This window comes from Pseudoxanthomonas sp. SGT-18 (assembly GCF_003931645.1).
GTDB lineage: Bacteria > Pseudomonadota > Gammaproteobacteria > Xanthomonadales > Xanthomonadaceae > Pseudoxanthomonas.
This window is the reverse complement of sequence record NZ_RRYJ01000015.1, coordinates 19,175-29,793: the sequence shown is the minus strand read 5'-3', so window position 1 is coordinate 29,793 and position 10,619 is coordinate 19,175. Positions and strand designations below refer to the sequence as shown.

9 protein-coding genes are annotated in these 10,619 nt (G+C 72.2%); 5 read left to right on the top strand and 4 right to left on the bottom strand.

The features are described 5' to 3' along the window. From EIM47_RS15515 to xylB, 3 genes are all read right to left on the bottom strand, one after another. A partial coding sequence (locus EIM47_RS15515; RefSeq protein ID WP_164514630.1) for an MFS transporter occupies positions 1-279 on the bottom strand: 279 nt, incomplete at its 3' end. A 100-nt stretch (positions 280-379) separates the two neighbouring features. Beyond that, positions 380-1,714, bottom strand: coding sequence for a xylose isomerase (gene xylA / locus EIM47_RS15510; RefSeq protein ID WP_028915782.1), 1,335 nt, complete (start codon positions 1,712-1,714; stop codon positions 380-382). Positions 1,715-1,755: 41 nt separating this feature from the next. After that, entirely contained in the window at positions 1,756-3,246 is a 1,491-nt protein-coding gene (gene xylB, locus EIM47_RS15505; protein ID WP_125077411.1) for a xylulokinase, read from the bottom strand. Positions 3,247-3,593: 347 nt separating this feature from the next. On the opposite strand from xylB, the gene EIM47_RS15500 reads away from it, so the two are divergent. The 5 genes from EIM47_RS15500 to plsB all read left to right on the top strand — a co-directional run bounded on the left by EIM47_RS15500 (position 3,594) and on the right by plsB (position 9,572). Beyond that, on the top strand, positions 3,594-4,124 hold the full coding sequence (locus tag EIM47_RS15500; RefSeq protein WP_019397524.1) for a DinB family protein: 531 nt from the start codon (positions 3,594-3,596) through the stop codon (positions 4,122-4,124). 51 nt (positions 4,125-4,175) lie between these two features. Next, positions 4,176-5,051, top strand: coding sequence for a 5'-nucleotidase, lipoprotein e(P4) family (locus EIM47_RS15495; protein ID WP_028915780.1), 876 nt, complete (start codon positions 4,176-4,178; stop codon positions 5,049-5,051). Further along, positions 5,048-5,767: an orotidine-5'-phosphate decarboxylase gene (gene pyrF, locus EIM47_RS15490; protein ID WP_125077410.1), complete on the top strand. Its 720-nt coding sequence runs from the start codon at positions 5,048-5,050 to the stop codon at positions 5,765-5,767. Before EIM47_RS15495 ends, pyrF begins: the two co-directional genes overlap by 4 nt. 219 nt (positions 5,768-5,986) lie before the next feature. After that, positions 5,987-6,931, top strand: coding sequence for a hypothetical protein (locus EIM47_RS15485; RefSeq protein ID WP_019397527.1), 945 nt, complete (start codon positions 5,987-5,989; stop codon positions 6,929-6,931). 7 nt (positions 6,932-6,938) lie between these two features. Further along, positions 6,939-9,572, top strand: coding sequence for a glycerol-3-phosphate 1-O-acyltransferase PlsB (plsB, locus tag EIM47_RS15480; protein ID WP_019397528.1), 2,634 nt, complete (start codon positions 6,939-6,941; stop codon positions 9,570-9,572). Between the two features lie 91 nt (positions 9,573-9,663). Here plsB and EIM47_RS15475 read toward each other — a convergent pair whose 3' ends face one another. Next, positions 9,664-10,617, bottom strand: coding sequence for a hypothetical protein (locus tag EIM47_RS15475; protein ID WP_125077409.1), 954 nt, complete (start codon positions 10,615-10,617; stop codon positions 9,664-9,666). Positions 10,618-10,619: the final 2 nt, after the last annotated feature.

The window sequence follows — 10,619 nt, the reverse complement described above, 5'->3', positions numbered from 1 at the left end:
GGTGCGCCGGCCATAGCGGTCGGCCAGGGTGCCGGCGAACCAGGCGCCCACCGCGCAGCCCAGCAGCATCGAGGCCACGTTGAAGCCGGTCACCGCCGCGTCGGACTGGAATGCCGCGGTCAGGCCGTCGACCGTGCCGTTGATCACGCCGCTGTCGTAGCCGAACAGGAAGCCACCGATGGTGGCCACCAGGCTGATCAGGATGATGAAACGCGTGTTTTCGCCGCCGGCGGCCTCGAACTCGCTCGCGCCGGACTGCGTGGTTTCCACTACCGCCATCGGGGGCCCCTCCCTCGAGAATCCGCGCGCCCGCCGGCAAGGCGGCTGGCGGGCGCGGCGCGGTCGCCGGGGCGCGCGGCGCGCCCCGGCACTGGCTGCGTCAGCGCCGCAGCAGGTACTGGTTCAGCAGGTTCTCGTAGCGCTCCTGCTTGCCGCTGGTCTGCTTCGGCTCGCCGATCTTGGCCGACAGCGCGGCCAGGTCGGCCAGGCCCAGCTTGCCTTCCTCGAAGGCCTTGCCGTCGCCGGCGTCGAAGCTGGCGTAGCGCTCCTTGCGCCACTGCTCCCACGGCGAGTCGTTGAGCAGCGCATGGGCCACTTCCAGGCCCTTGGCGAACGCGTCCATGCCGCCGATGTGGGCGATGAACAGGTCCTCCATGTCGGTGGACTCGCGGCGCGGCTTGGCGTCGAAGTTCAGGCCGCCGACCAGGCCGCCCTGGCGCAGCACCACCATCATGGCGCCGACGGTGTCGTACAGGTCGGTCGGGAACTGGTCGGTGTCCCAGCCGTTCTGCGCGTTGCCGCGGTTGGCGTCGATGCTGCCCAGCAGGCCGTGGTCGGAGGCCACCTGCAGGTCGTGCTCGAAGGTGTGGCCCGACAGCGTGGCGTGGTTGGCCTCGATGTTGAGCATGAAGTCGTTCTGCAGGCCGTGCTCCTTGAGGAAGCCGGCGACGGTGGCGCTGTCGAAGTCGTACTGGTGCTTCATCGGCTCCATCGGCTTGGGCTCGATGAAGAACTTGCCCTTGAAGCCGATGCTGCGGCCGTAGTCGCGCGCGGCGGCCAGGAAGCGGGCGAAGTGCTCCAGCTCGCGCTTCATGTTGGTGTTGTGCAGGGTGGCGTAGCCCTCGCGGCCGCCCCAGAACACGTAGTGCTCGCCGCCCAGCTCGACCACCGCGTCCAGCACGTTCTTCACCTGCACCGCGGCGCGCGCGACGACGGCGAAGTCCGGGTTGGTGGAGGCGCCGTTCATGTAGCGCGGGTGCGAGAACAGGTTGGCGGTGCCCCACAGCAGCTTCACGCCGGTGGCGTCCTGGCGCGCCTTGGCCAGGCCGACCAGGTGCTTGAGGTTCTTCTCGTAGGTGGCGATGTCGTCGGCGTCCGGCGCCAGGTCGACGTCGTGGAAGCACCAGTACGGCACGCCCAGCTTGGTGAAGAACTCGAACGCGGCGTCGACCTTGGCCTCGGCGGTGGCCATCGCGTCGCCCTTCTCCCACGGGAAGCGGCGGGTGCCCGGGCCGAACGGGTCGGCGCCGGCGTTGCAGAAGGTGTGCCAGTAGCAGACCGCGAAGCGCAGGTGGTCGCGCATGGTCTTGCCGCCGATCACCTTGTTGGCATCGTAGACCTTGAACGCCAGCGGGTTGTCCGATTCCGGACCTTCGTAGGGGATCGCGCCGATGCCGGGGAAGTACTCGGTGGCGCCGATGAAGGGCTTGCTCATCTTGTGGTTTCCGTTTGGGAGTTCGTACAGCGGGGATGCGCTCAGGCGTACAGCGGCCGGATCGCGTCGAGGTGGGAAAGGAAGCGGGCGTACTGCGCCGCGTAGGCGGCGGTGGCCTCGGCGTGCGGGTGCGCGGACAGGCGCGGCTCCAGGCGCACGTGCGCGGCCGCCAGCGCGGCCAGGTCCGAACCGCCGCCCTGGGCGCGGCCGGTGGCCCACAGGGCCTGCAGGGCCGCGCCGAACGCGGCGCCCTCGGCCTGCTCGGGCACGTCCACCGGCAGGCCGAACACGTCGGCGACCATCTGCCGCCACACCGCACTGTGGCTGCCGCCGCCGGTCAGGCGGATGGCCTCGAAGCGCATGCCGGCGTCGACGAAGGCGTCGTAGCCGTTCTTGAGGCTGTACACCGCGCCTTCCATCGCCGCGCGATAGAGGTTGGCCACGGTGAAGTTGGTGGCGGTCATGCCGAACAGGCTGCCGCGGCCGTTGGGCAGGTTCGGGGTGCGCTCGCCGTTGAGGAACGGCAGCATCAGCAGGCCATCGGCGCCGGGGCGGGTGCCGGACAGCAGGGCGTCGCCTTCCTTGGTCGAGAAGCTGCACAGCTTGCCCACCGCCTCGGTGGCCACGGTGCAGTTCATGGTGCAGATCAGCGGCAGCCAGCCGCCGGTGGAATCGCAGAACGCGGCCCAGCGGCCGGCCTCGTCGACCATGGCGCGGTCGGAGTAGGCGAACAGCGTGCCCGAGGTGCCCAGGCTCATGCTCAGCACGCCCGGGGTCACGTTGCCGGTGCCGATGGCGGCCATCATGTTGTCGCCGCCGCCGGCCGACACGCGCACGTTGCGCGGCAGGCCCAGGGCGTCGGCGATGTGCGCGGCGATCGGGAAGGTGGCGTCGGCCTCGACCAGCGGCGGTAGCAGCGCGGCCAGGTCGCGGTCCGGGTCGGTGGCGCGCAGCATCTCCTCCGACCAGCGGCGGTTGCGCACGTCCAGCCAGCCGGTGCCGGAGGCGTCGCCGCACTCCATCCAGCGCTCGCCGGTGAGCCAGAAGTTGACGTAGTCGTGCGGCAGCATGATCGCGGCCAGCTGCGCGTAGGCCTGCGAGCGGTGCTTGCGGGTCCACGGCAGCTTGGAGGCGGTGTAGCCGACCAGGATCGGGTTGCCGGCCAGCTCGATGCTGCGCTGCGCGCCGCCGACCGCGTCCATGATCAGGTCGCACTCGGCCGCGGTGCTGGTGTCGCACCACAGCTTGGCCGGGGCCAGCACGTTGCCGTCGCGGTCCAGCGGCACGAAACCGTGCTGCTGGCCGGACACGCCGATCGCCACCACGCGCTCGCGCAGGGCCGGGTCCAGCCGCGCGAAGCAGCTGCGGATCGCGTCGATCCACCACTCGGCGCGCTGCTCGCGGCTGCCGTCGTCGCCGGCGGCCAGCTCCAGGGCGTGGCCGATGGTCGCCGCGACCTGGCGCGCTTCCGGGTCGTAGGCGACCAGCTTGACGCTCTGGGTGCCTACATCCAGGCCGACATACAGGCTCATGCGCGCACCCCGTGCGCGGACGGGCAGCCGTGCGGCCGCGGGATGGAACAGCTTGCGGGGGATTTGCTCATGGAGCGCTCCGGTGCGCGGAAACTTCGCAGGGTCCCGCCAGCCAGGCCTTGTTGCGACGCAACAAATACCTCGGCCACGACCTGGCCCCGGCGGGGTTCGAGGCCCCGTCCGGGCGCCAAGTTAGCGGTATCATTCGCGCTTTCTACCACGATCCGCACCCGCGCGCATGCTGCGGGTGCGCAGCGGCGGAACCGGTCACGCGCCGGCTGCGTATTCAGCAAGTACCAGCTGGCGGCGCCATGCGAAGCTTTGCCTTCCCGCCGCCGGATGCCGCCATGCGCGACCATTTCGCCCTGCTGGCCGACTACAACCACTGGATGAACGCCGCCCTGCACGCAGCCGCGGCCCGGTTGGACGCCGGACTGCTGGCCGAGCCGCGCGGCGCGTTCTTCGGCTCCATCCTCGGCACCCTCAACCACCTGGTGGTGGCCGACACCCTCTGGCTGCAGCGCTTCGCCGCCAACGACCCCGGCCACTGGCAGCCACTGCAGCCGGTCGCCGCCCTGCCGCCACCGCGGCGCCTGGACGAGACCGCGTGCCCGGACCTGGATGCCTGGTGGCAGCGCCGGCAGCTGCTGGACCAGGCCATTGCCGACTGGATCGGCACGCTGCAGCCGGGGGATCTGGAGCGGGTCATCGAGTACCGCAACATGGCCGGCCAGGCGCACCGGCGCCGGCTGTCGCACCTGCTGCTGCACTTCTTCAACCACCAGGCGCACCACCGCGGCCAGGCCACGACCCTGTTCCATCAGCTGGGCGTGGACGTGGGCCCGACCGACCTGTTGCTGCGCCTGCCGGCGGCCTGAGCGCGGCCGGCGAGCCGCTAGAATGCGCGTTTGCCGTTGCGAGACCGCCCCATGCGTCCTGTCCTGTCCTGCGCCGCCGTGCTCGTGCTGGCGCTCGCCGCCTGCCAACCGGTGCGGCCCGATGCCCCGCCCGCCGCCGCCCCGGCCACCGTGGCCGCCGACGACAACCTCAATGCCGTGCTGTGGGTGCAGCGCTCGGCCGAGTACCGCGCCATCGCCGAGCAGACCTACCGCGCCGCCGCCGCGACCCTGGACCAGGCCCTGGCCGACCCGGCCTGGGACGCGCTGGTGGATGGCGAGCGCGAGGGCAGCGGCCCCGGCCTGAAGCCGGCGGTGGTGCTGGACATCGACGAGACCGTGCTCGACAACTCGCCCTACCAGGCGCGCCTGGTGCGCGACGGCGGCGAGTACAGCGACCCCTCCTGGGACGCCTGGGTCGAGGAGCGCAAGGCGCGTGCCGTGCCGGGCGTGGTCGAGTTCGCCCGCGCCGCCAACGCCCGCGGCGTCACCCTGGTCTACATCTCCAACCGCGCCGTGCACCTGACCCAGGCCACCCTGGACAACCTGCGCGCCGAGGGCCTGCCGGTGGAGGGCGAGGACGTGTTCCTGGGCCTGGGCACGGTGGTCCCGGGCTGCGAGCAGCACGGCAGCGAGAAGGACTGCCGCCGCCGCCTGGCCAGCCGCAAGTACCGGGTGCTGATGCAGTTCGGCGACCAGCTGGGCGACTTCCTCAAGATCGAGGACAACAGCCCCGCCGGCCGCCAGGCCCTGCTGGAACGCCACCGCGACTGGTTCGGCAGCCGCTGGTGGATCCTGCCCAACCCGACCTACGGCGGCTGGGAGCCGGCGCTGTTCGACAACCACTGGAAGCAGCCGCGCGACGCGCGACGCGCCGCCAAGCGCGCCGCGCTGGAGACCGCGCCGTGAGCCGCGCCCCGCTGCCGCTGGCGCCGGAGGAGCGCCTGATCTTCGCCCTGGACGTGCCCGGCCGCGCCGAGGCCGAGGCCTGGATCGACCGCCTCGGCGACAACGTGCGCTTCTACAAGATCGGCATGGAACTGCTGGCCTCCGGCGAGTACTTCCAGGTGCTGGACCTGCTGGGCCAGCGCGGCAAGCGCGTGTTCGTGGACCTGAAGTTCTTCGACATCCCGGCCACGGTGGCCGGGGTGATCCGCGGCCTGGGCCGCTGGAAGGTGGACTACTGCACCATCCACGGCTGGCACCCGGCGATGATGCAGGCCGCCGCCGAGGCCAACCAGGGCGACATGCGCCTGCTGGCGGTGACCGTGCTGACCTCGATGGACGGGGCCGACCTGCGCGCCATGGGCATCGACGCCGGGCCGGAGCAGGTGGTGGTGCAGCGCGCGCTGGCGGCGCAGGCGGCCGGCATCGACGGGGTGATCGCCTCCGGGCGCGAGGCCGGCCCGATCCGCGCCGCCACCGGCGGCGGGTTCTCGATCGTCTGTCCCGGCATCCGCCCGGACGGCGGTGGCGGCGACGACCAGAAGCGCAGCGTGGGCGTGGCCGAGGCGTTTGCCGCCGGCGCGGACGCGATCGTGGTCGGGCGGCCGATCCGCAACGCCCCCGATCCGGCGGCCGCGGCCGCATTGATCCAGCGGCAGATCCGCGAAGCGCTCAGCTAAATCAATCGGTTAGCCAGGAAAACCTAACGTATTGCATTAGCTGGAGGAGCGGGCTAGAGTGCCCCGCAGCCGGCCGCTGGCCGGCGCCGTGCCACAACACGATGTCCTCCGGCGTTGCCGGATTTGGGGAGGCTCAGGCCTCCCCGTTTTGTATCCGGGCGTTGCCCTCGCGCCCCGGCAGCGGCCACACTCGACGCCCGGGGCCCCAGGACCAGACTCATGCAACGATCGCGCCTCGCCCGATCCACGCTGCGCGCGCGCCTGCGCCTGCTGCTGCCGGCCATGCTGCTGTTGCTGGCCGCCTGCCGCCCGGACCCGGGCGCGCCCGCGGAACTGCCCGGCGCCGCCAGCGAACCGGCCGGCGCCGTGCGCCAGCTGGCCGGCCACCTGCAGCGCAACGACCTGGTGGCGTTCGCGCGCGACGCCCTGCCGCCGCAAACCCATGCCGCCCTGGCCGCGGCCTGGCGCGAGGACCGCAGCCGCTGGCCGCTGACCGAGCTGCCGCTGGACGACCAACTGCCCTCGCTGCTGGCGACCCTGGCCGAGCCGGGCGCCGAAGCCGACCTGCGCCGGCGCTTCGACCGGCAGCTGGCCGGCCAGGACACCGCCCTGCGCGACGCCGCCCGCTCGCTGTCCCTGTTCGGCGTGCAGTACCTGCGCCAACAGGCGCATTACAGCGACGAGGAACGGGCCCATTACGTGCAGACGGTGGAGGCGCTGGGCGCCTGGGCCGGACAGGCGCCGCTGGGCGATCCGCGGCTCGGCCACGCGGCGATCGAGCGGCTGGCCGCGGCGGCGCGCCAGACCGGGCTGGCCAGCGAGGAGGACCTGCGCCAGGCCGGCATGGAGGACAGCCTGCGCCGGCTGGGGCCGTTCCTGGCCGCGGTGAAGGCGACCACCGCCGACTACGGCCTGGACCTGGACCACAGCCTCACCGACCTGCGCACCGGCCTGGTCGAGGAACGGGGCGACCACGCCACCGTGCGCCTGCACTACCCGCTGGCCGGGCGCGAGATCGACACCACCCTGCGCCTGACCCGGCTTGGCGGCCACTGGTACCTGGACGGCTACCTGGAGGAAGCCGCCCGGGTGCTGGCCGCGGCCACCCCGGCCGAGGCCTTGCCCGAGCCCCCGGAAGCGGCCGCGGACCCGGGTGGGCGATAATCGCCCAATGCCAGAACAGAATCCCCTGCCCTTCCCGGGGCCTGCCACCGACGACCCGGCCACGCCCGCGCCCGCCGATTCCGGCGGCGCCACGCCGTCCGGCGAGCCGCCGCGCCAGCCGATCGCCCCCCGCCCCGTGGCCGCGCGGCGGCCGCTGTGGGCGCGCCTGCTCGGTTGGGTGGTCGACCCGTGGCTGGACCTGAAGCTGGAGCCGGCACAGCAGCCGCAGGACGACCCGCGCCCGGTGTGCTACGTGCTGGAGGACTACGGCCTGTCCAACGCCCTGATCCTGGACAAGGCCTGCCGCCAGGCCGGCCTGCCCTCGCCGCTGGTGCCGCTGCCGGGCGACCCGCTGGGCCGCCGCCGCGCCTACGTGGCCCTGTCCCGGCGCAGCGTCACCCCGCTGATCCCGGACCAGCGCCCGGCCGCGCGCACCCATTCGGACTCGCTGGCGCGCCTGCTCCAGGCGCACCGCGACGACCCGGCACTGGACGTGCGCCTGGTGCCGGTATCGATCTTCGTCGGCCGCGCCCCGGACCGGCACAGCGGCTGGTTCTCGGTGCTGTTCTCGGAGAACTGGGCGATCGTTGGCCGCTTCCGCCGCCTGCTGGCGCTGCTGCTCAATGGCCGCGACACCCTGGTGCGCTTCGCCGAGCCGGTGTCGCTGCGCGAGACCGTGGCCGAGGGCCTGCCGCCGGAGCGCACCGTGCGCAAGCTGCAGCGCGTGCTGCGCGCGCACTTCCGCCGCATCCGCGCCGCGGTGATCGGCCCGGACCTGTCCACCCGGCGCCTGCTGGTGGACAAGGTGCTGGCGGCCGAAACCGTGCGCGAGGCGATCGCCGACCAGGCCCGGCGCGACAGCACCACCGTGGCCGAGGCCTGGAAGAAGGCGCACGCCTACGCCTGGGAGATCGCGGCCGACTACTCGCACCCGGTGGTGCGCTCGGCCAGCGTCATCCTCACCCCGGTGTGGAACAAGATCTACCGCGGCGTGCTGGTGCACCACCTGGACCGCCTGAAGGAGGTCGCCCCGGGCCACGAGGTGGTGTACGTGCCCTGCCACCGCAGCCACATGGACTACCTGCTGCTGTCGTACCTGCTGTACGAGCGCGGCATCGTCCCGCCGCACATCGCCGCCGGCATCAACCTCAACCTGCCGGTGGTCGGCACCATCCTGCGCAAGGGCGGCGCGTTCTTCATGCGCCGCAGCTTCCGCGGCAACCCGCTGTACTCGGCGGTGTTCACCGAATACGTGGCGCAGCTGGTGTCCGGCGGCTACTCGCTGGAGTACTTCATCGAGGGCGGGCGCTCGCGCACCGGCCGCCTGCTGCAGCCCAAGGGCGGCATGATCGCCATGACCGTGCGCGCCTACCTGCGCCAGCCCACCCGCCCGGTGCTGTTCCAGCCGGTGTACATCGGCTACGAGAAGCTGATGGAGGGCAACAGCTACCTGGACGAGCTGTCGGGCAAGCCCAAGGAGAAGGAATCGATCTGGCAGCTGCTGATGGGCATCCCCAAGGTGCTGCGCAGCAACTACGGCCAGGTGGTGGTGAACTTCGGCGAGCCGATCCGGCTGGGCGAGGTGCTGTCCAGCCACGCCCCGGAATGGGACGGCCGCCCGCTGCCGGAGGACGAGAAGCCGGCGTGGCTGGCCGAGACCGTGGACGCCCTCGCCCAGCGCATCCAGGTGCGCATCAACGAGGCCGCCGACGTCAACCCGATCAACCTGCTGGCCCTGGCGCTGCTGTCCACGCCCAAGCACGCCATGGGCGAGCGCGACCTGCTGGCGCAGATCGCCCTGTCCAAGACCCTGCTGGCGGAGCTGCCGTATTCGGACCGCACCACGGTGACCCCGCACACGCCGGAGGAGATCATCGCCCACGGCGAGGAGATCGGCGTGCTGCGGCGCATCCCGCACCCGCTGGGCGACGTGCTGAGCGTGGACGACGACACCGCGGTGCTGCTGTCGTACTTCCGCAACAACGTCGCCCACCTGTTCACCGCCTCGTCCTGGATCGCCTGCTGCTTCCAGCACAACCGGCGCATGAGCCGGCGCACCCTGGTGCGGCTGGGCCGCACCCTGTACCCGTTCCTGCAGGCCGAGCTGTTCCTGCCCTGGGACGAGGACGGCTTCGCCGAGCGCGTGGACCGCATCGCCGACGTGTTCGTGCGCGAGGGCCTGCTGCAGCTGGTCAACGACGAGGACGGCGGCGTGCTGCAGCGCAGCCCGGGCCAGAGCGACGAGGTGTTCCGCCTGCGCGCGATCGGCCACACCCTGCAGCAGGCGTTCGAGCGCTACTACATCGCCATCTCGGTGCTGGTGAAGAACGGCCCCGGCACGCTCGGCGCGGCCGAGCTGGAGAGCCTGTGCCAGCTGGCGGCGCAGCGCCTGAGCCTGCTTTACGCGCCGGCGGCGCCGGAATTCTTCGACAAGAGCCTGTTCCGCGGCTTCATCCAGAAGCTGCGCGAGATGAAGCTGGTGTGGCCGGACCAGAACAGCAAGCTGGTGTTCGACGAGCGCCTGGACGTGTGGGCCAAGGACGCCAAGCTGATCCTGGGCCGCGAGCTGCGCCACACCATCGAGCGGGTGAGCCCGGAAGCGGCGCGGCCAGCCGAAGCGGAAGCGGCGCCGGCCGAGTAAGCCGGCGCCGGACCGCGGCAGAAAAAGCGGCGCCCGCGGTCCTTCGCGGGACGCCACCCCCTCCTCCGGGATCCGGGGGACCGCGCGCCGCTCAGGGCGCGGCCGGGTCCAGCAGCGCCTCGCTGAAGTGCAGGCCGCTGTCGAGCTGGTAGTACACGTGCAGGGCCTCGCCCTTGCCCAGCGGGGTGAGGTGCTCGACCACGCCGCCGCGCCCCATGGAGCAGGTGCCGCGTCCGGCCGGGTCGCCGCCGACGCCGATGCGCAGCTCGCCGGCAGGGACCCGGAAGGTGGCCGTCTCGCCGCCGACCATGCGCGCGGCCAGGCGGTCGTTGATGTACACGGCCAGGTAGCAGATGCCGTCGCCCCAGGTCTTGCCGCGGGTCACCCGCAACATGCCCGAACCGCCGCGCAGCGGCTCCTGGTAGGCCAGCACCCGCTCGGCCGGCACCGGCACCGATTCCACCGCCGGCACGCCGGCCGCGCGCCGCGCGGCGACCGCCTCGGCGCGCTTGCGCACCTCCTCCACGGCCTTGGCCTCCTGCACTGCCTGGTACTGCGCCGAGGCGATGTCCAGGTACACCCGCTGGTCCACCACTCCGCCGCTCCGGAGCGTCGCCTCCTCGAACGTCCGCGCACCGGTGACGCGGCGGGTGGTCTGGTAGCCGAACCGCTTGTTCGACTCCAGGTTCTCCGCGTCGACGATGTTCCAGGCCCCTTTGGGACCAGGCTTCGGGTCCACGGTGAGCGTGGCTGGCTGCTTGCCGGCCACCACCGTGTACGTGTACCAACGCTTCCCGTCCACGAGGTAGCCGGTCTCGACCATGACCTTGCCCGGCTCCTCCCAGGCGATGGTGATCCGGTGGGCGCCGTACTCGCTGCTGCCCTGGCGCTCGAAGGTGCGGCCGACCCATTGCGCGTAGGGTCCCCATACCGCGGGATCGGCACCGGACTCGTCCTGCGCAACCTCCTGCGCGGTCTCCTGCGTGGCTTCCTGCGCCGCAGCCGGCAGCGCCAGGCCTGCCCACAACAGGGCAGCGGTGATCACGG

What these genes read in the sequence shown, in the direction of transcription:
- xylB (WP_125077411.1), bottom strand. Translation starts at nt 3,246, where the DNA reads ATGAGCCTGTATGTCGGCCTGGATGTAGGCACCCAGAGCGTCAAGCTG.
- EIM47_RS15500 (WP_019397524.1), top strand. Translation starts at nt 3,594, where the DNA reads ATGCGCGACCATTTCGCCCTGCTGGCCGACTACAACCACTGGATGAAC.
- plsB (WP_019397528.1), top strand. Translation starts at nt 6,939, where the DNA reads ATGCCAGAACAGAATCCCCTGCCCTTCCCGGGGCCTGCCACCGACGAC.
- EIM47_RS15495 (WP_028915780.1), top strand. Translation starts at nt 4,176, where the DNA reads ATGCGTCCTGTCCTGTCCTGCGCCGCCGTGCTCGTGCTGGCGCTCGCC.
- EIM47_RS15485 (WP_019397527.1), top strand. Translation starts at nt 5,987, where the DNA reads ATGCAACGATCGCGCCTCGCCCGATCCACGCTGCGCGCGCGCCTGCGC.
- xylA (WP_028915782.1), bottom strand. Translation starts at nt 1,714, where the DNA reads ATGAGCAAGCCCTTCATCGGCGCCACCGAGTACTTCCCCGGCATCGGC.